Source organism: Rhizobium leguminosarum, from assembly GCF_004123835.1.
In the GTDB taxonomy this organism is placed as follows: Bacteria; Pseudomonadota; Alphaproteobacteria; order Rhizobiales; family Rhizobiaceae; genus Rhizobium; species Rhizobium leguminosarum_M.
Map to the genome: position 1 here is coordinate 280,116 of NZ_MZMU01000002.1, position 19,301 is coordinate 299,416.

The window sequence follows — 19,301 nt, forward strand, 5'->3', positions numbered from 1 at the left end:
AGCAATAGTGACGCCCCCTAGTCTGTCGCGCGACATCGTCCCGGCGCAAACTACGTCGCATCATTTCTCTTCAGCCTTCCTATAACGCGCGTTGCCACGAGATCAGGCGGCGTCGGGCTGCGTGCGAAGATTAGAGACGACGCGCCGGTTCTGCACTTTGCAGGAGCGCTCCTTGCAATCGCGGACTTCGCGCTCGTTCCCGTAACCCTTGGCCCACATCCGCTTTGCATCCACGCCCTTTGAGATAAGATAAGCCATTGCCGCGTCGGCACGCTTCTGCGACAGCGTCTCCATGTTGGACGCGGACCCTGAATCGTCGGCGAATCCTTGCAGCTTGAGCATCCAGGTCGGGTTGTTGTTGAGCCAGCTGGCTTGTTTATCCAACGTCGCCATGGCGACGGAATCGAGCTTGGCAGAGTCCTGCGTAAAATAGATCCGTCGGCCGACATTCAGGATAAAATCTTCCTCGCTGCCAGCCGCGACGTTTTCGAAACCAGGCGCCGGATCGTTCGTCTGGCCGGTCATTGGCACCGCCGCAGGTTCTTCCAGCGAGGCGAGTTCGGTGGTGGAGCAGGCGGCAAGCGCCAAGAGCATTGTCGCGGCGAGAAGGCGCCTGGTAAATCCGGTCGCAATAGAGATCAAGGTGATATTCCTTATTCGGCCGGTGTTGTCTGGCTGACTTGAGTGGCGCTTTCAGCCTGGTCTGCAATATGCGGCAGAACCTGCACCGCAGTGCCGATGGGGCAACGCTGGTAAAGATCAATGGCGTCTTCGTTAAACATGCGGATACAGCCGCTGGAGGCATCCTTGCCGATGCTCCAAGGCTCCAGCGTGCCGTGGAAGCGATAGCCGGTGTCGACGCCGTCGCGATGCAGGTACATGGCGCGGGGACCGAGTGGATTTTTCGGTGAGCCTCCCGCCACGAATTCGGGCAGTTCCGGATGGCGCTTGCGCATCTCCGGCGGCGGCGTCCAGCGCGGCCAAAGTGATTTGCTGTCGATCGTCGCGCGGCCAAACCATTTGAAGCCCTCGCGACCGACGCCGACGCCGTAGCGGATGGCCGTCTTGTTCTCCATGATCACGTAGAGAAAGTGGTGCCTCGTATCGACGACGACGGTGCCGATCGGCTCGCTGCTGAAATATTTGACAACCTGGCGGTGCCACTTCTTGTCGATCTTGGTGAAGTTGGTCCTTCGGAACGTCACGCCGTTGTCGACGGTAGTGCCGTCAAAATAGGAAGACGCCGCGGCAAATGCCGGTTTCCGGACTGCACCGGCACCAAGTAACGCCAATCCACCCAGCACAATATTTCTGCGAGTCCACGGCATCGGCAATATCCCCCCTTAAAGCCAAGCAGCGAAGCGTCAGTAAATCAGATTTTTCATTTGCCACAACAGAAAAATCATCTCCTCCCTAAAGGCGGAGATCGGGTCACGGGCCTCCTGTGTCTGGTATTGCCCCATCGTTACTCTGGAATACCGCGGCGCTTCGAGTTAAAGGGCCGGGCATTCGTCTCCTCTGAAGATCGGCATGTACTCTTTCCGCAACCGCCTGCGAGTCGATGCTCTTCACACGCGGCAGTTCCGTTTCTTGTGCGAATGCCTCCACAAGATCACAAAGCATCTCTCGCACCACGCCAGGGACCACATGATGGGGCAAATGCCCGACACCTTCCAGCAATCTGACGATCGGCCCCGGATGCTTCCTGCAAAGCCAATCAATATGCCAGTTCGGTGAAATCACGCGATCCGCCATCCCGAAGAGAACGTGCAGGGGAAGATCGCCACGCAGATCTGGAAGGCCCTCCATGTCTCGGTTGAAGGCGCGCAACTCGTCGGCCATCGTGCGGATGGTAATGGGATTGACCACGTGTGAGGCCGGCAGGCCCGAGAGATGAGAAGGCAGGGGATTGGGAAAAGAGGACGACCTCAGACCTCGATCAAGAAAGAATGCTGGCCAACGGCCGATGACGTGCTGGCGGATCAACGGCCCGACCACCGGAGCGACCGCCGATCTAAGCACAATCAATGGCTTCGATGGCACAGGCGCGCAACATGGGGAAATGAGAAAAAGTCCGCTGACGAGGTCTGGTCTTCTTGCAGCAAGGTGTAACGCCGCTGCGCTGCCGATCGAGTGCGCCACGATCCTCACCTTCGGCAGGTCAAGAGACGCGAGAAGGCGTTCAAGCCAGAAGGACTGTCCCTCAGGTCCACGCTCAGCCGGTGCAAGCGGCGTGCTCAGTCCATAGCCAGGCCGGTCGGGTGCAATGATCCGGAAATCGCTGTTGTCGAAGGGAAGCAAAATTTCCTGCGCAAGGCTGCCGCAGCCATGCAGGAGGACGACTGGAATGCCATGTGAGTTGCCACCGTCGAGGATGTGAACATCCTGATCTTCAACGTGAATTGTTGTTCCGAGCGTCGGCTGGAGTGGCTTCACTAACATGAACCGCATAACTGAAATCGGAAGAAGAAGTTCCGGCCGGTTGCGGAACGGCGCCTACGGCAATGAGCCGTCAGAGTAGGATGGAAGGGAGGCCCAGCGTTGCCGCCTTATCTGTGCTACCATCATCGCGGTCTCGAAGCGGAAAGATCGAATGCTCCTTCAGCGTGTCAGTTTCTATGTGCTTCTGGTCCTCGTGACCATTGCGTTCGTCGCCGTCGTGCTACCGTTCTATTTGGCGATATTCTGGGCAGTTGTCCTCGCTATCATCTTCTTCCCGCTTCACGCCCGTATCGAGGCTCGGCTGGGTGGGCGGGGAAACCTTGCTGCAGCGCTGTCTCTCTACTAGGCATCAATGGTTTCGTGATCGGGCCGCTGATAGCCGCTCTCTTCATCGCCGCTTGGGGAATATTCGTGGAGGAGGAGGGCACGTCGGATTCCTGACGATGCGGCCGGAGCATTTAACGATGGCTTCCGGAACTTTCGTCTCCCTGACTGGTTTGATAGATTCGAACCATCATCATGGGGGTGGAGCCATGAGCGCTTGGGGTGTCGCCGTCTTCGATAAGACGCTGCAAACCACAAATATGCGGTACGACGATCTGATGGCCGAGCAGGGACCTGATCGGCAGCTCGTCTGGCATGTGCTCGGCGCGGTTCTTCATACGCTGAGATATCGTCTGCCGGCTGCGCAGCAGGAGCCGCAACCACACCGTTTCTGAAACGACTCTCACCGGAACATTCGACGCCCACTAACCGCAAAAGGCAGGAGGAAAGACCATGAAAGTGTCAGAGATCATGTCGCGCGATGTAGAAATCGCTAACCCTAATCAGACGATAGCCGAGATCGCGAGATGCATGGCCGACAGGCAGATCGGCTTCCTGCCGGTCGGCGACAACGACCGGCTCGTCGGAACCATCACGGACCGCGATCTCGTCGTGCGCGGGCTTGCCGACGGACTCGGGGGCGATGCAAAGGTGCGCGAAGTCATGTCGCGCGATGTCAAATATTGCTTCGAAGACGAAGATGTCGACGACGTGACCCGCAATATGGGGCAGGTCCAGGTCCGCCGCCTTCCCGTCGTCAATCGTGACAAACGCCTTACTGGCGTCATCTCGCTCGGCGATGCGTCCCTGGCGGACACCGCTGCAGCGGGAGCCGGGTTGAAAAAAGTGTCCCGACCGGGTGGCGCTCATGCACATTAGAGCGGGATGATTTTAGGCCTGAATTAAACAGTTAGAGCATGGTGCCTCCGGCGCCATGCTCTAACAGCAGCAAGGGGCAGCATCGGATGCGCGCCGCTCTAACCGATTTTGATTTCCACCTCCGGATAACATTCGCTTCTGGCCAGGAAACGACGTTGATTTCGTGCCAAGCCCGGCGCAGACGATCTAACCTTTCGTTTTTACGCAATTATGGACGAAACACCGCTTCGCAGTTTTTCCGAAATTGCTCTCAGCAAACTCAGGGGAAAAGATCGGGGAGTTCGGAGCGTGCGATGCGTCGCAACCTGACCGCTTCTGCCATCTCTATCGAGCGATAGGGAAAGCGCAAACGGGTGCCCACGGGTCCCCAATTGCCGATCGCACTTAAAAGTTTGTCGAGGGCGGCGTTCGAATAGCCAAATTCCTGGCGAAACGGGACGATATGCGCGTCCACAAATGTGCAGATGCGTCGCTCCAGATCGAGTGCGGCGTCGACATCGTTTCGCATCGAGACCGTCCAGGCCTGAGCACCACGCGGACTAAGGCAGGCCACATTGGAAAAGGAGCCTGCTGCCACACCTTCCTTGGTGCCGGTTGCGAGATGATGGCCGGGGACGAAGAGCGAAAGCCCGGACAGATGCCGGCGTGCCTCGACATACCAGGAGGCGTCGCCATCGGCGAGCTTGATGCCGATCACCTCAGGCACTGCCGCGCAGACCATGCCGAGCTCCCTTGGCGCCAGCACGCGTTTTGCATGCGGCGGATTGTAGAGGATGAGCGGAATGCCGTCGGCAGCCTCGGCCGTGCGTGTCAGGAAGTCGACCGCTTCGGCATCGGTGAGCGGCCACCAGTCCGGCAATATGAGCTGAATGGCGCGGGGATCGAGCGCGGCGGCGCGGCGGACGCGATTGAGCATGATCAGCGGGTCGGGCTGGCAGGCGCCGATGACGAATGGCGTTGAAGATGCCTTGCAGCGCTCGGCCAGCATTGCCTGGATTCTGTCGAACTCCGCCTCCGTCTGATTGTGGAATTCGCCGGCGGTGCCATTTGAGTAAATACCATCGACGCCGGCATCGATGAGGATGTCGATCTCTTCGCCGAGCTTGTCGAATTCAATGCTGTCATCGGCCGCGATCGGCAAAAGCAGGCTCGCCCAATTTCCGCCGATGGCGGGACGCGGCGTCTTCCCATTCATCTGTTTTTCTCCGGTGGATGACGGATCAGTTGAGGTCGTCGCGAATGCAGGCCTTGAAGTGGCCCGGCGCGATTTCCCGCAATTGCGGAACAGCGTCGGCGCAGGCCTCGAGCGCGCTCGGACAGCGCGTGCGAAAAACACATCCGCTCGGCGGATTGGCCGGACTTGGAATATCGCCCTTCAGGATCTGCCTGGCACGGCGGGCGTCCGGATCGGGCGACGGAATCGCTGAGAGCAGCGCGCGCGTATAGGGATGCTGCGGTCTCGCATAGAGATCGGCACTCGGCGCGATTTCCATGATGCGGCCGAGATAGAGCACGATCACCCGGTCGCAAATATATTCGACGACGGCAAGGTCATGCGAGATGAACAGCATGGTCAAGCCAAGCCGCTGCTGCAGGTCGCGCAGCAGGTTGATCACCTGCGCCTGGATCGACACGTCGAGCGCCGAGACCGGCTCGTCGGCCACGATGAATTCGGGCGACAAGGTCAACGCCCGGGCAATCCCGATGCGCTGGCGCTGGCCACCGGAAAATTCATGCGCGTATCGATTGATTGCGTCGGCGGGCAGATCGACCTCCGCCAAGGCCGACCGCGCCCGCTCGAGCCTGTCGCGGGCGGTGCCGATCCCCTGGATCTGCAAGCCTTCCGTCAGGATCTCGCCGATGGTCATGCGCGGCGACAGGCTGGCGAAGGGGTCCTGGAAAATATACTGCATGCGCGGCCGTTGCCGTCTGAGCGCGGAAGCGGAAAGTGCCGTGAGTTCCGTCCCGTCGAAACGGACGCTGCCTGACGACGGCTCGACGAGGCGAAGGACGGAACGCCCGATCGTGGTCTTTCCGCTGCCGGATTCGCCGACAAGCCCGACGACTTCACCCTTGCCGATATCGAAGGAGATACCCTGGAGAATGTTCAGCCGCGTGCCGCGGGAGGTATAATGTTTCGAAAGGTCGCGGACGGAGAGCAGCGGTGCGCTCATCTAGATCTCCTGCCATCTGATGCAGCGGCTGCGATGCTGCGGATTGACCTGTTCGAGCGCGGGAACGGCAGCGCGACAGGCATCGATCGCGAATTTGCAGCGCGGGGAAAAGGCGCAGCCGCTCGGCATGTTCATCAGGCTCGGGACCATGCCGGGAATGGCCGCAAGCTTTTCACCGGCCAGCTTCATCCGCGCCGCATCGCCAAGGCGCGGCATGGAGGCGAGAAGGCCCATCGTGTAGGGATGCTTGGGATTGCGGAAAACCTCGCCGACCGGTCCTTCTTCGACGATCCGGCCGGCATACATCACCGCGACGCGATGGGCGATTTCGGCGACGACGCCGAGATTGTGGGTGACAAAGAGCATGGCCATGCCGCGTTCGCGCTGCAGTTTAAGGAGCAGGTCGAGAATCTGCGCCTGGATCGTCACGTCGAGCGCCGTTGTCGGCTCGTCGGCGATCAGCAGCGCCGGATCGCAGGCGAGCGCCATGGCGATCGTGGCGCGCTGCCGCATGCCGCCCGAGAGTTCGTGCGGATATTGGCCGGCACGGCGTCGAGCGTCCGGTATGCCGACGCTTTCAAGCAACGCGACGACTGCGTTCATCGCCGCCTTGCGATCGGCACCGCGATGGATGCGGATCGGCTCGCCAATCTGGTCGCCGATGGTGAAGACGGGATTGAGGCTTGACATCGGCTCCTGGAATATCATGCCGATGTCATCGCCCCTGATCCTGCGCATGCTCTCCTCGTCGAGGGAGACGAGATCGCGGACCACGCCGTCGCTCGTCGCAAGGCGGATGCTGCCTGCGGCGATCACGCCGATGTTGCGGGTGAGCAGCCGCATGACCGACAGGCTGGTGACCGACTTGCCGGAGCCGGATTCGCCGACCAGCGCAAGCGTCTCGCCGGCGGCAACGCTGAGGTCGATATCGTTGACCGCCGTGATCTCGCCGCCACGGATGCGGAAGATCGTTCGCAATCCCTTGATGTCGAGTACGGGTTCGGCGGTTTGTTCCATCAGCCTGCTCAGTTCAGCAGGCCGGTTGCACGCAGGATCTCGTCGATCCGCGCCGTTTCGGCATCGTTGAGAGAGGCACGCGGCCGCGGCATGACGGCGGAATCGATGATGCCGAGGCTGCGCATCGCCGTCTTGAAGGCGCCGATGCCGGCTGCGCCGCCGCTGACACGGCCCTGCGCGACCCAGACGATTTCGAAGAGGCGGCAGAGACGCTCCTGTTCCTTCTTCGCGGCGACCCAATCACCGCGCTGGGCAGCATCCCAAAGTCGGACATAGCCGTGCGGATCGACATTGGCGATACCGGGAACGACGCCGTCGGCGCCCATCAGCAGGGCGGTGTCGACGACGATCTCGGAGCCGGTCATCAGGAAGACGTCCTTGTGTTCGGCAAGATCGAGGAGCGCATAGCGGAAGTTGCCGTCGTCGCCGCTGGAATCCTTGAGACCGATAATGGCGCCTTCCCTGGCGAGCGTGACCACGGTCTGGCGCTGCAGCTTGACGTGAACGCAGACGGGAATGTCGTAGGCGATCAGCGGTACGTCCACCGCGTCGCGGATATAACGGAAGTGGTTGAGGATCTCGGACTGGCTGGTGACCGTATAGAATGGGGCCGTCACCACAACCGCATCGGCGCCGGCTGCCTTTGCGACCTTCGCATGGGTGATGACGCGATCCGTGGTCGGGTCAATGACGCCGACGATCAGCGGCACGCGGCCATTCACCACTCTGGCCGAATGTTCGATGATGTCTCGCCGCGTCTTTTCGTCATGGAAGATCACCTCGCTGGTCGAGCCGAGCACGAATACGCCATGGCAGCCGGCATCGATCAGATGCTCGAGCACGCGTGTATAGGATGGGTAGTCGACGGTGAGATCCGGATTGAGCGGTGTTACGACAGGGGGGACGACACCTTTGAATTTGGTCATTTTCGCTTCTTTCGATTGTCAGTTCAGTTCGGCACGCGGGTCGAAGGCATCTCTGAGGCCATCGCCAATGAAGTTGATCGCCAGAACGGCAAGGATCAGCGCGGCGCCGGGGAAGAGCCATTGCCACGGATATTGTTCGAGCACGGCGGTTGAGCGGGCCGCGTTCAGCATGTTGCCCCAGCTTGCTGCCGGCGGGGCGATACCAAGACCGAGAAAGGACAGGCCCGCCTCGAGCAGGATGGCATTGGCGATCTGCAGCGTTGCATAGACCACGAGGATATCGATCGAGTTCGGCAGACCATGGCGAAACAGCAGATGTCCGATGCCGGCGCCCATGCCGCGGGCGGCCAGGACGAAGTCGCGTTCACGCAATTCCAGCAGTCGCGAGCGGATCATGCGCGCAAGCAGCGGCCAGGAAAGCAGCGAGATGACCAGCACCGTCGGCCAGATGCCGGTACCGGCAATCGAGGCGAGCACAAGCAGGAAGATGACGGGCGGCAGGGTCATCACCAGATCGACGAAGCGCATCGAGACGGCGTCCGTCCAGCGTCCTGCAAGCGCCGAGATTGCCCCGAAAAGAAAACCGATGACCGCCGAAAGCGCGGTCGACGCGACGGCGACCAGCAGCGAAATCCGGCCACCTTCGAGCACGCGGGCGAAGACGTCGCGGCCAACGCCGTCGGCTCCGAACCAGTGCGTTGCCGTCGGGCCGCTATTCATCGCCAGAAGATCGATGTCGTTCGGCCGGAAAGCCCACCATAGCGGATAGGAGAGGATCAACAGCAGCATTGGCGTGGCAATGCAGACGCCGGCAACGGCTGCGCGGTTGAGCAGAAACCGACTGAAGGCGCGGGCAAGTGGTCCGGGGCTCCGGCGTTCGGAAGAGCGTGCCAGCATGATCAGCCCACCTTGATGCGCGGGTCGACGACCGCATAGGTAATGTCGGTCAGAAGATTGACGACGATAACGCAAGTGCCGATGACGAGCGTCGCCCCCATGATGACGGGGTAGTCGCGGGTCTGCACGGCATCGACGAGCAACAGACCCATGCCCGGCCAGTTGAAGACGCTCTCGATGAAGATGGCGCCGCCGATTGCAAGCCCGATGGTGGAGCCGATCAGCGTGACGATCGGCAGAAGCGCATTGCGCAAGGCATGCTTGGTGATGACCCAGAACTCGCGAACGCCCTTGGCACGGGCAGTGCGCACGTAATCCTGGTTCAGCACTTCGAGCAGCGAAGCGCGCATGTAACGCATGATCAATGCGGCTTGCGCGACAGACAGAAGTGCCGCCGGCAGGATCAGATGGTGGAGGAGATCGCCCACCGAGAATTCCTCGCCCGGCGTCAGCATGCCGCCTGATGGCATCCAGTGCAGGCGGACGGAGAAAATATAAAGGCCGATCAGCGCGCTGAGGAAGGCCGGGCTTGAAATGCCGGCAAGCGCAACCACCGATAAGGAGAGATCGGCAAGCGAATTGCGTCGGACGGCGCCGATCACCCCGAAGGTGATGCCCGCGACGATGGCAAAGGCAAGTGCGGTGCCCATCAAGAGTACTGTCGGGCCGATCCGTGACAGCACCAGGCCCAGAACCGGCTGATCGAGACGCTTGATCGAATAGCCGAGATTGCCGGTCAGCGCCTGCTGCAACCAGCCCAGATACTGCGCGGGCAAGGGCTGATCGAGCCCGAGGCTTCTGCGCAGATCGGCAAGGTCTGACGGCGACATCGGCAGGTTCGGATCGATATAGGCATCGATCGGATCGCCGGGCGTCAGGCGCAGCAGCAGGAAGATCAGCATGCTCAGGGCGACAAGCATGCCTATTCCTATGACCAGGCGTCTGAGACTGTATTGGAGCATGGTTCATCCGTCTTATCAGGGTGGCCGAAGCCACCCTCAAGGCTTTCCCGGAAACCGCCTATTCGGCGATCGACCATTTCTGCGGGTTGGCCTGGTAGGGGCCGCCGCCCGGCGCCGGCGTCCAGACGAAATCCTTCACCTTGGTCGAAACGACGCCGTAGCGGTTTGCCACCCAGAGCGTCGCCCAGGGCAGGTTCGTGTTCATCACCTTGCAGACGTCCTGGTAGGCGGCATCCCGCTTGGTGCTGTCCGGCTCGGCCAAGGCACTATCAAGCGCCTTGGTGAGGTCAGGCATGCGAACCCTGGCGACATTCGGTCCGGCCGGAGGGATCTGCTTTTCGTTGAGGCCGACATTGATGCTTCCGGCATCCGGCCCGTTCTGCAGCCCGGCATAGACCAACTGGAACTGGGCAATATCCGGCGTCGCATTGAGCACGATGCTGTTATAGGTCGGGGCATCGACGGCGCGCGGAACGACGTTGATGCCGACCTGGGCAAGCATCGCCTGCACTGCGGCAAGCACGTTGGTCGCCAGCGGCGTGGTGTAATAGGTCAGAAGCGTGATCGGCTTGCCGCCATTGATCTGGTCCCAGCCGGCTTCCGTCAGCAACTTCTTGGCCTTCTCGGGATCATAGGCATAGCTGTCGATGCCCTGGGGTATCAGCTGTTCGGCGACATAGGCGCAATTGGCAGGCTTGGCCGCACCGCCATAGAGGCTCTGGATGATGGCATCGCGATTGATTGCGTACATCACCGCCTGGCGGACGCGCACGTCCTTCCAGAGCGGGGAATCGTGGTTGAAGCCGAGATAGTTGACGACGAAAGAGTTGCCTTCGATGACCTGGAAGTCCTTGTTGTCCTTGAAGGTCGGCACGTCGTTGGAATCGACATAGGTAAACTGGACCTCGCCGGATCTCAGCGCCGCGATCGCCGCGGCCGGGTTGGCGAAATAGCGATTGATGACGCGTTCCAGTGCGGGCTTGCCACCGCGATAATCGGTGTTTGCGGCAAGTTCGACATATTGATCCGAGACGTATTTGGTGAATTTGAACGGGCCGGTGCCGATCGGGGTGGTAGACCACCACGTGTTCTTTGCGAGCTGGTCGGCCGGAATCGCGGAGAGCGCATGCTCGGGCAGCATCATCACCTTGGTCATCGTGTCGGGAAAACTGCTGCTCGGCGTGCTGAGCTTGATGACAACAGTGTGCTCATCCGGCGTCTCGACCGACGATATGCCCTTCAGCCGGGCAGCGAGCACCGAGCCGGTTTTCGAATCCATCGCAAGGCCCATGGTGAACTTCGCGTCCTTGGCGGTGAACGGTTTGCCGTCATGCCATTTGGCGTCTGCCAGCTTGAACGTGTAGGTCATCTGGTCCGGGCTGACCTCGTAGGAGCTTGCCAGCGCGCCGACGACCTTCTGCAGCTTCTCGTCATAGGTGATCAGCGGTTCGTAGTAGACGCTGAGCCAGGTGAAGCCGGCGGTCGCGGCAAGCGGGTTGAAGTTGCCCTGGAAGCCTCCGGGGCCGACATCGAAGCCGCCCGACAGCGTGGCTGCCTGAGCCTCAGTTGCAACGCCCGAAACGACAAGAGCCGGAACGGCAGCCGTCGACAGCAGGGCGCCAAGCGCGATAATGGATAATTTAGACAGTCTTTTCATGTGTTCCTCCCACGTTTGAACTTGTCTTGTTGTTGGCAATCACCCGGGCAATGCCCTCGTAGTGACGATCCAGGCGTCTGCGCGCCTCCTCCAGATCTTTTGCCTCGATCGCATCGACGATCGCGGCATGGTCGCGCCACGTCGCCATCGGATCGGCATTTTCAAGATTGACGAAATCCGATGCCTTGTAGAAGGCGAGCCAGAAGACATCGATCAGCCGCACGAGCGTTTCATTGTCCTGGCAGCGAAACAGCAGTCGATGGAACAGCTGGTCGTCTTCCGCAAAGGTTTCGCCCCGCTCGGCATGGGCGCGCATCCGATTGACGGTGGCGTGCAGCTCGGCGATGTCGTCCTCGCCGATCACGTCGATCGTTTTGCCGATCAATCCCACTTCCAGCGTACGCCGGATTTCGAGGACCTCCTCGATCTGCCGCAGGGCGCCGCCGAGGCCGTAAGCGAGGTTGTCGAGAAGCGGCTCGAAGGAAAAAGCCTTCACGAAGATGCCGACGCCGCGCCGCGTCTCCAGCACGCCGAGCGATTCCAACGCCTTGATGCCTTCCCTCAGCGAATTGCGGCTGACGCCGAGCTGGGTGGCGAGCTCTCCCTCAGCCGGAAGCAGGGTTCCGGGCGCAAGGCCATTTTCGTCGATATAGGCGCGCAGACTTTCCTGCACGGAGACATGCAGCAGCGGGGCGCGTGTCAGCGGCTTCATCGATTTCAATGTCATGCCCCGGTCACTTTCGCGCATCGCCGATAAGATGGATGTTAGATATCGACTTGTAGGATATCTGTCAACTGGTCAGATTGGAGAGCTGACACCGAACCCGGCTTGCAGCCGTTTGAGGCGGTCGTTTGGGGACAAACAGCTTTAGTCGGAGGCTAGATCGACCTCTGGAGAGTGGACCACCACGCGGTTGCGGCCGGTCTTTTTGGCAAGGTAGAGGGCCGCATCCGCTTGGCGCTGCATGTGCTCTGCTGACACGAGGTCACCGTTTTGCATCAATATCGCTAGTCCGATGCTGACAGTGACCCAGGGACCGACACGGGAGCTAGGATTTGGAAGAGACGCCGCTTCTACTCGGCTGCGAATTCTCTCAGCGACCTCCCCGGCCTCTTGTTCATCAGAGCCTGGGAGAAAGACAAGAAACTCTTCGCCCCCGTACCGGGCGACCTGGTCCCGCTCGTCCCTCATGCTGCTCTGAATGATGCCGGCAACTTTCACCAGGCAGCGGTCGCCTTCGGCATGTCCGAGATTATCGTTGAGATGCTTGAAGTCGTCGACATCGCACATCAGCATCGCCGCGCCGCTCGTTCGTTTCAGGTCCTCATTCCAGAAATGATTTAGCGTTTCCATCATCGAACGCCGGTTGGCGACACCCGTCAACGGGTCGGTCCGCGCCAGCAATTCCAGCTGCGAGTTGGCGTCGGTAAGCTCCGCGAGGCGACTTCGATCTCGCAACTCAAGCAAGAAAGTCTTCTGAGCGAAGATGGTAGCGGTGCGTCGGGCAACGACGGTTGCAGCCACACCGCTTGCGAAAAACAGCGTCCCGGCCAGAGCACTTCCCGCTTCGATGTCTGGATTGCGCAGTTGAAACACAAGGTAGATACCGAGGGCAGCAGGACCGATCGCCATCGCCCAACCGAGTGGAATCGGAAATATGATAATGGCAGTGACGGCCACAAAAAGCATGATGGTCAAATGCCGCTCGTAAAACTCGCCACCAGTGTTAACCCCCACCAAGGCGACCGACAGGAGGATGAGAAAAACAGCCGAAAGGAGGAAGACTCCCTGAACCCACAAAGCATGCGGCCGCAGGAAGGCTATTGCGGCGACAAGAGCCGCAGGGGGAAGGATAGACGCTGGCCAAAGCATCGACATCACGGTTTCGGTCGGCAGCAAGATCGCATTGAGGCCTAACGTCAGGACGTCGAGCACGATAACCCAAACCATCCATGCGCGGATGATCTTGGCGGTCCGCGGCCAGGAGCGTTCGCGAAAAAGCTGGGCCAGTTCCCCATTGAAGTGAATATCACGCGTGCGTCCGCCGAGCAGGCGCTCGACTTGCTCTACAATGGCCGGGCTCAACCTCTGGAGAGGTTTCCGCGAAGACGCCCTTACCGATTTGATAGGAGCTGTAGTTCGCTCGGTATCCATGTGTCGGATCTAGGGAGCAGACGACCGGAGGCAAGACGAGCCGCGAATTCCGCCCCGAAAGACGATATGCTTGCCCTAATGATTTTGTACCAGGGGACGACAGTATGTCGTTAACGTGTCATATCGGGCCAAAGTCTCATTCGTGATAGGCCGAATTCACGGTTCGATTCCGTTCGAGACCGGCAGGTTGACGGTCGTCTCGGTCCGCAGTTAGGTCCTTCCTCGACGGGACAGAACCGCCTGCGTTGGGCAATTCACCTGGCGCAGAACGTTACGAGGCCCCGATGCTACGTGCAACCCCTTCGAGAATGTGGGCACGGAAATTTTATCGATTAAAAGGTGACTAAAATAATCATCTTATGTTGACAAGGCCAATTTCGCTCCATAGGTTCCGCCCGCATCCGTGACGTAGGGACCAGGCAATGGCGCGTGTTTTTTTGAATGTTTCTAATAATCTACCAACAATTTACAGAGAGACGCTATTTGCCACGACAGCGATCCTCCTGATTGGCGTTGCGGTGCCGCCGGCCTTCGCCCAGACCGCTTCCGCAGATGCCAACGCGACTGCGCTGGAACCGATCGTCATTCAAGGTGCAGCCTCTGATAGCAAGACCGACCGGACGTCGGTGACAGCCAAAAACAGCGCCGGCGCAACCAAGATCAGCACGCCGCTCGTCGAGACGCCGCGTTCGATCTCGGTGACGACGGAGAAGGAAATCGAGCAGCGCGGCGCGCAGACGGTCATCGAGGCTGTGCGCTATTCGGCCGGCGTGACGACAGGAACGAGCGGCTTCGATCCGCGTTTCGACCAGGTCTACATTCGCGGCTACAACGCCACGACGGTCGGTGACTATCGCGACGGATTGCGCCAGCCCTATATCAATTACGGCATGTTCCGCACCGAACCCTATCAGTTGCAGCGGGTCGAAGTGATAAAGGGACCGGTTTCCGTTCTTTACGGTTCCGGTTCGCCGGGCGGCCTCGTCAACAAGATATCGAAGCTTCCGACCGAGGAGCCGATCCGCGAAGTCGGCATTAGCTACGGCACCGAGGATCGGGTGCAGGGGATGTTCGATTTCGGCGGGCCGATCAGCGAAGACAACGAGGATTTTCTCTATCGCATCGTCGGCGTCGCCCGCCGCGGCGACACCAATTTCGATATTGCCGACGACCGCTATTTGCTAGCGCCGTCCTTTACCTGGAAGCCTGACGAGGGCACATCCTTCACGGTTTACGGCTTGGCGCAGGCAGATGAGACCGACTCCAATGTCGGCGCGATCACGACCTTGGACGGCAGGATCCTCGATATCAGGGCGAGCGATCCCGACTATGATTACCAGAAGGTCAAGCAGCAGCAGGTCGGCTATCAGTTCGAGCATGAATTCGACAACGGCCTGACCTTCCGGCAGAACCTGCGCTATTCGCACCTCGATCTGGAGGCTCGCTACCTCGGCGTTACCAGCTGGACCGGGACAGTCGCGCATCGTGGCACGAATGCGATCCGGGACGACATGAACGTTTTCCAGGTCGACAATCAACTGGAGGCGAAATTCGACACAGGCCCGCTTGCGCATACGATGCTGTTCGGGCTCGACTACACGAATCTCCAGTCGAGCTTTGGCTATGGCGCCGGAGCTGCCGATCCGGCATTCGACTTCGATATCACCAATCCGACCTATGGAGTCTCGGGCGCCACGCCGGATTATAATGTCTTGGCTTCCGATGCCGACATGCGGCAGGTCGGCATTTACGTCATGGACCAAATCGAGGTCGGAAATTGGCGCTTCAACCTCGGCGGCCGGCAGACCTGGGTGAATCAGACGCGAGATGCGACCTTGCCCACGGTCAGCTCGGAGGAGGTGGACAAGAACGCCTTCTCCGTACAGGCCGGCGCGCTTTACCTCTTCGACAACGGCATCGCGCCATTCGTTTCCTACGCGACCTCCTTCGATCCGGTCACCAACCGATCGGCTACCAACACAATTCTTCCGCCGACGAAGGGCGAGCAATACGAAGTCGGCGTGAAGTACCAGCCTCCCGGCTCGGATATCCTGCTGTCGGCCGTCGCCTATCACATCGTCGAGCAGAATAAACCGAGGCTCGCCGACCCGTTGACATTTGCCTACGATTCTCAGGGAGAGGTGACCGGAAAGGGTATCGAGCTTGAAGCCCGCGCGGCGATCGCCGACGGTCTCGATATTATTGCGGCCTATACCTACAACGACTCCGAAGTGACCGGGGGCAACAACGTCGGAAATACTCCGGCCATCACCCCGACCCATATTGCGAGCCTATGGGCGAACTACACTTTCCAGGAAAGCAACCCCTTCAACGGCCTGTCGGTCGGCGCCGGCGTCCGCTACATCGGTGAGACCTGGACGGATGTCGCCAACACCTCGAAAAATCCTGCGACTTTCTACGTCGATGCATCGGCCTCCTATGATTTCGGCGCTGTCGACAAGAAATACGAGGGCCTGACAGCCGCCTTCAACATCCGCAACATAGCCGATGAGCGCGAAACAGTTTGCGAAGAGGGCTTCTGCTATCTCGGCCAGGGCCGCAACATGACCGGCACCCTGAAGTATCGGTGGTGATACATGGCGGCGGAGACGAATGGAGCGCTCCAGCCGGCGACGTTGATCGCTGAACACCCCGTCGCTCATCAGGCCGTCGATCTAGACGCCCTGGTGGGCGACGGTCCGTTCTCCTATTGCGGTGGCAAGCTCGTCAGTTCCCCACCGCCGGCCAGCACCGTCATTCCCTGCAGGGATCTTTGCGACCGAGCGATCTTCGACGAGATCGTTGACCGATATGCGCAAAAATTTTCAGGCAGCGACCGTCGTGCGATCGTCTCCATGTGGACGCTCTACTATTTCAGCATGCTGACCATCGCCCCCAGCGTCCATATGTTCGTGCACCGCATCGGACTGCCGCTGGGGATCGATCGGCTTTCGCTCGTCTGCAACGAACAGACAGGCGAACCGGAAGCATTCGTGATGTCCGGAGGGCCCAAAGTGACCACCGATCCGGCCGCTGAGCTTCACCGGCTGATGCGCGGTCACGCCGAACCTCTCGTCGCGGCGATTGCCGCCAACGCCGGCGTCGCTCCGAAGCTCCTCTGGAACAATGTTGCGGCCTATCTCTCCTGGATTCTGAAAGAGATCGCTCATCGCCATGAGCCTGACCTCGTCGAAGGCGGCCTGGCGCTGCTGGAAGACACTCAATGGCCGGGCGGCGGGCGCAACCCGATGTTCGGCATGATCCGCATGGCGCGCCAGCAATGCGGGCTCGAATTCGTGCGCCGGAAAGTCTGCTGCCTGCGCTATAATCTGCCGGGCGTCGGCGGCTGCGGCGAAGCCTGCCCGCTGCCGGAGGGGCGCCACTAGCTCCTATCGTCCGCCGCGTGCAGAGACGGGTGCCCTGCGCACCAGTTATTGCCAATGCGCGCCAAGCAGAAAGTCTCGTCGTCTCAAAGCGTAGCCTCACCTGCCTCGACGTCGGCGAGTGGCTTGACCATGAACAGGCATGGATGGTCCTCGTGCCAGAGCTTTGCAAAGACCTCCGCCCGCACAAAGCCGTTCCGGTCATAGAAGCGCCGCGTCGCCTCGAATTGCGGTTCGTCGAGGCCGCGCGGGGCGAGCGTCTTGACCGTCAGCAGCCGCGCACCCGATTCATGGCCGAAACGTTCGGCCGCATCGATGAGATGGCGTCCGGCGCCGCGACCGTGATGTTCGGGTCGTGTCGCGATCAGCGCGATCTCGACGGCGCCGGGCGGGTGCGGCTTCAAGGCCATCAACGCGGTCACGACATCCGCTTCGACATAGCCGAACACCGGCAGATCTTCGATCGCCTGGGCGCTCGCTTCGATAACCTCAGGTTCTGAAAACCAGTCGGGCAAAGCCCCCATGATCGATCGGCAGAGCTCCGCCTTGCCGGTCTGGATCTCAACTGTTCTTCCCATTTTTTCTCGCCTCCGATCGGTCGATTTAAACTTGACTCCTGTTATCACCTTAAAATAGACACTGCAATCAAATCGTGTACTTCAGCTCAAAAAAGGAGCCCAAGACCGAACCGGCCAGCAACGACAGCGCCTGATTTTCCATTTGTAAAAAGGGTACAGGACAATGCACGCATTGCATCGTGATGTGAACGGAAATGCCGTGGTCAACGCCATGATCGAAAACAAGGACAAGCTCCTTAAAACGATTGAAAGCGTTGTCAAATCAAAGTCATATTCCGAGGATATCTTTCAAGATGGAGTCATTAAAGCCTATGGGGTCAAAACCGACGACATTCGTTGCCCGATCGGCTACGCCTTCCGGATGGTCTACAATCTCGCACTCGATGAGAGCCGCCGGCGACGCCAGAAGATGAACAACCATAGGTCGATAGACCAGATTCAAGAGATCACGGCGCCCGTCCCCACCGTGCTCGACCAGCTCGTCGCTGCCGAGACCCTGCGCAATGTGCTTGCCTCGCTCGAGGCGCTGCCGAAGCGAACCAACGATGCCTTCATTCGCCATCGCCTCAACGGCGTGCCGCAGAAGGATATTGCCGCCGAACTCGGCGTCTCAAGGACCCTCGTCAACTTCATGATCAAGGCGGCAGAGGAACATTGCCATCTGGCGATCGCCGAACCTGCCTTCCGCCCCGATCATGCACACCGACAGGAGCCTAGCGTTTCGCCGCGTGCAGCGCCTGCTGCAAATCGCTCCAAAGCAGTTCCGGCTCTTCCAGGCCAACGGCGAAACGAACCGTCTGCTCGCTCACGCCGAACCGGATGAAGGAGGTCATCCGGTCGGGGATCTGCAGCGCGACCTTGGCGGGGACCACCAGCGTTTCTGGCCCCCCCCAGCTGACACCGAGGCGGATGTCGCGAAGGCTATTCACAAAACGTGCGACATCGATATCGGGATTGAGGTCGAAGGCAAACAGCCCGGCATAACCCGTCAGCGTCGCCCGCCCCGGATGGTCCTGAAATGCCGGGTGTCGAACGCGTGCGATCGCGGGATGCTCCTTCAGCCGGTCGGCCAGCAAAAGTCCGCTGCGCTCGTGCTCCTTCAGACGGACACGCAGCGTGCGCATGCCGCGCAACAGCAGCCAGGCTTCGAACGGTGACAGTTTGGCTCCGACATAGGGGTAGGATGTCGCATTGATCCTGGCGATGGCCTCTTTCGAGCCGACGACGACGCCGGCGACCGTATCGCTGTGACCGCCGAGATATTTCGAGGCGGCGTGAATGACGATATCGACACCATGCTGGATCGGTTTCTGAAACAGCGGCGTTGCCCAGGAATTGTCGATGATGGTGGTAACACCGGCCTCCTTTGCCATGGCCGACAGCGCCGCAATGTCCTGAAGCTCGAAGACGAAGGATGTGGGGTTTTCAAGGTAGAGCAGCTTGGCACCCGACAGCGCCTTGCGGACCTCGTCGTGGTCGGCGGGATCGACGAAATCCACCGCGACACCGAGCCTGGCAAGCAGTTTCACCAGAAGGCGGTAGACATCGTTATAGAGATGGCGGACCGCAACGACCCGGTCTCCCGCCTCAACAAGACTGAGAATTGTCGATGTAATGGCGGCCGTTCCGCTGGAGAAGGCACGTCCATCCTCTGCGCCCTCGAGGCGGGCGACCAGGAGTTCGAATTCGCGGACCGTCGGATTGTCGCCACGCGAATAAATGTAGTTGCGCGTGCGGCCGGCGAAAACATCCTCCATCACCTCGTAACTGTCGTAAGTGAAGAGCGACGTTTGGAAGATCGGCGGAGACACAGCGTTGAATGCCGCCGGATCGACAGGCGTAAAGAGATCGTCAGCGACCGCATGGGCGCCAAGGTCGTGCGGGTTGATCGACTGGTTCATGGGTCA

Annotated in this window: 18 protein-coding genes and 2 pseudogenes; 6 read left to right on the forward strand and 14 right to left on the reverse strand. The window is 60.1% G+C overall.

What is annotated here, in order from left to right; genetic code table 11:
• Positions 1-102: 102 nt before the first annotated feature.
• The 3 genes from B5P46_RS02745 to B5P46_RS02755 form a co-directional block, all read right to left on the reverse strand.
• Positions 103-639: an OmpA family protein gene (locus B5P46_RS02745; RefSeq protein ID WP_129417528.1), complete on the reverse strand. Its 537-nt coding sequence runs from the start codon at positions 637-639 to the stop codon at positions 103-105.
• A 14-nt stretch (positions 640-653) separates the two neighbouring features.
• Positions 654-1,328, reverse strand: coding sequence for a L,D-transpeptidase (locus B5P46_RS02750; RefSeq protein WP_129417529.1), 675 nt, complete (start codon positions 1,326-1,328; stop codon positions 654-656).
• A 103-nt stretch (positions 1,329-1,431) separates the two neighbouring features.
• Positions 1,432-2,442, reverse strand: coding sequence for an alpha/beta fold hydrolase (locus B5P46_RS02755; protein WP_245456092.1), 1,011 nt, complete (start codon positions 2,440-2,442; stop codon positions 1,432-1,434).
• Positions 2,443-2,593: 151 nt separating this feature from the next.
• On the opposite strand from B5P46_RS02755, the pseudogene B5P46_RS02760 reads away from it, so the two are divergent.
• From B5P46_RS02760 to B5P46_RS02770, 3 genes and pseudogenes are all read left to right on the forward strand, one after another.
• A pseudogene (locus B5P46_RS02760) lies at positions 2,594-2,782 on the forward strand (AI-2E family transporter); the annotation flags it as partial.
• A 193-nt stretch (positions 2,783-2,975) separates the two neighbouring features.
• Positions 2,976-3,125: pseudogene (locus B5P46_RS02765) on the forward strand (DUF2267 domain-containing protein); the annotation flags it as partial.
• Positions 3,126-3,219: 94 nt separating this feature from the next.
• Positions 3,220-3,645, forward strand: coding sequence for a CBS domain-containing protein (locus tag B5P46_RS02770; protein WP_017957358.1), 426 nt, complete (start codon positions 3,220-3,222; stop codon positions 3,643-3,645).
• Positions 3,646-3,904: 259 nt separating this feature from the next.
• Here B5P46_RS02770 and B5P46_RS02775 read toward each other — a convergent pair whose 3' ends face one another.
• The 9 genes from B5P46_RS02775 to B5P46_RS02815 all read right to left on the reverse strand — a co-directional run bounded on the left by B5P46_RS02775 (position 3,905) and on the right by B5P46_RS02815 (position 13,433).
• A complete protein-coding gene (locus tag B5P46_RS02775) occupies positions 3,905-4,840 on the reverse strand; it encodes a dihydrodipicolinate synthase family protein (RefSeq protein WP_129417354.1) in 936 nt (311 codons plus the stop codon).
• Positions 4,841-4,865: 25 nt separating this feature from the next.
• The gene (locus B5P46_RS02780) at positions 4,866-5,819 is read right to left on the reverse strand and encodes an ABC transporter ATP-binding protein (RefSeq protein WP_129417355.1); all 954 of its coding nucleotides are present in this window, start codon (positions 5,817-5,819) and stop codon (positions 4,866-4,868) included.
• Entirely contained in the window at positions 5,820-6,836 is a 1,017-nt protein-coding gene (locus B5P46_RS02785; RefSeq protein WP_129417356.1) for an ABC transporter ATP-binding protein, read from the reverse strand.
• Positions 6,837-6,844: 8 nt separating this feature from the next.
• Positions 6,845-7,762 carry a dihydrodipicolinate synthase family protein gene (locus B5P46_RS02790; RefSeq protein ID WP_129417357.1) on the reverse strand — a complete coding sequence of 306 codons (918 nt, stop codon included), beginning with the start codon at positions 7,760-7,762 and terminating at the stop codon, positions 6,845-6,847.
• An 18-nt stretch (positions 7,763-7,780) separates the two neighbouring features.
• Complete coding sequence (locus B5P46_RS02795; protein ID WP_129417358.1) at positions 7,781-8,659, reverse strand: ABC transporter permease; 879 nt, start codon at positions 8,657-8,659, stop codon at positions 7,781-7,783.
• A 2-nt stretch (positions 8,660-8,661) separates the two neighbouring features.
• The gene (locus tag B5P46_RS02800; protein ID WP_129417359.1) at positions 8,662-9,621 is read right to left on the reverse strand and encodes an ABC transporter permease; all 960 of its coding nucleotides are present in this window, start codon (positions 9,619-9,621) and stop codon (positions 8,662-8,664) included.
• Between the two features lie 58 nt (positions 9,622-9,679).
• On the reverse strand, positions 9,680-11,278 hold the full coding sequence (locus B5P46_RS02805; RefSeq protein WP_129417360.1) for an ABC transporter substrate-binding protein: 1,599 nt from the start codon (positions 11,276-11,278) through the stop codon (positions 9,680-9,682).
• Positions 11,262-12,005, reverse strand: coding sequence for a FadR/GntR family transcriptional regulator (locus tag B5P46_RS02810; RefSeq protein ID WP_129417361.1), 744 nt, complete (start codon positions 12,003-12,005; stop codon positions 11,262-11,264). The genes B5P46_RS02805 and B5P46_RS02810 overlap by 17 nt, the downstream gene beginning before the upstream one ends.
• A gap of 141 nt (positions 12,006-12,146) precedes the next feature.
• Positions 12,147-13,433 carry a GGDEF domain-containing protein gene (locus B5P46_RS02815; RefSeq protein ID WP_129417362.1) on the reverse strand — a complete coding sequence of 429 codons (1,287 nt, stop codon included), beginning with the start codon at positions 13,431-13,433 and terminating at the stop codon, positions 12,147-12,149.
• A gap of 422 nt (positions 13,434-13,855) precedes the next feature.
• Here B5P46_RS02815 and B5P46_RS02820 point away from each other — a divergent pair, with 422 nt between their 5' ends.
• Both B5P46_RS02820 and fhuF read left to right on the forward strand, forming a co-directional pair.
• Complete coding sequence (locus tag B5P46_RS02820; protein ID WP_129417363.1) at positions 13,856-16,027, forward strand: TonB-dependent siderophore receptor; 2,172 nt, start codon at positions 13,856-13,858, stop codon at positions 16,025-16,027.
• 3 nt (positions 16,028-16,030) lie between these two features.
• Positions 16,031-16,819, forward strand: coding sequence for a siderophore-iron reductase FhuF (gene fhuF, locus B5P46_RS02825; protein WP_129417364.1), 789 nt, complete (start codon positions 16,031-16,033; stop codon positions 16,817-16,819).
• Between the two features lie 83 nt (positions 16,820-16,902).
• On the opposite strand, the gene B5P46_RS02830 is transcribed toward fhuF, so the two are convergent.
• A complete protein-coding gene (locus tag B5P46_RS02830; RefSeq protein WP_129417365.1) occupies positions 16,903-17,394 on the reverse strand; it encodes a GNAT family N-acetyltransferase in 492 nt (163 codons plus the stop codon).
• A 163-nt stretch (positions 17,395-17,557) separates the two neighbouring features.
• Here B5P46_RS02830 and B5P46_RS02835 point away from each other — a divergent pair, with 163 nt between their 5' ends.
• Positions 17,558-18,217, forward strand: a complete 660-nt coding sequence (locus B5P46_RS02835; protein WP_129417366.1) for a sigma-70 family RNA polymerase sigma factor — start codon at positions 17,558-17,560, stop codon at positions 18,215-18,217.
• Here the strand turns inward: B5P46_RS02835 and B5P46_RS02840 are convergent.
• Positions 18,108-19,295, reverse strand: coding sequence for a PLP-dependent transferase (locus B5P46_RS02840; RefSeq protein ID WP_129417367.1), 1,188 nt, complete (start codon positions 19,293-19,295; stop codon positions 18,108-18,110). The two genes, B5P46_RS02835 and B5P46_RS02840, sit on opposite strands and share 110 nt — an antisense overlap.
• Positions 19,296-19,301: the final 6 nt, after the last annotated feature.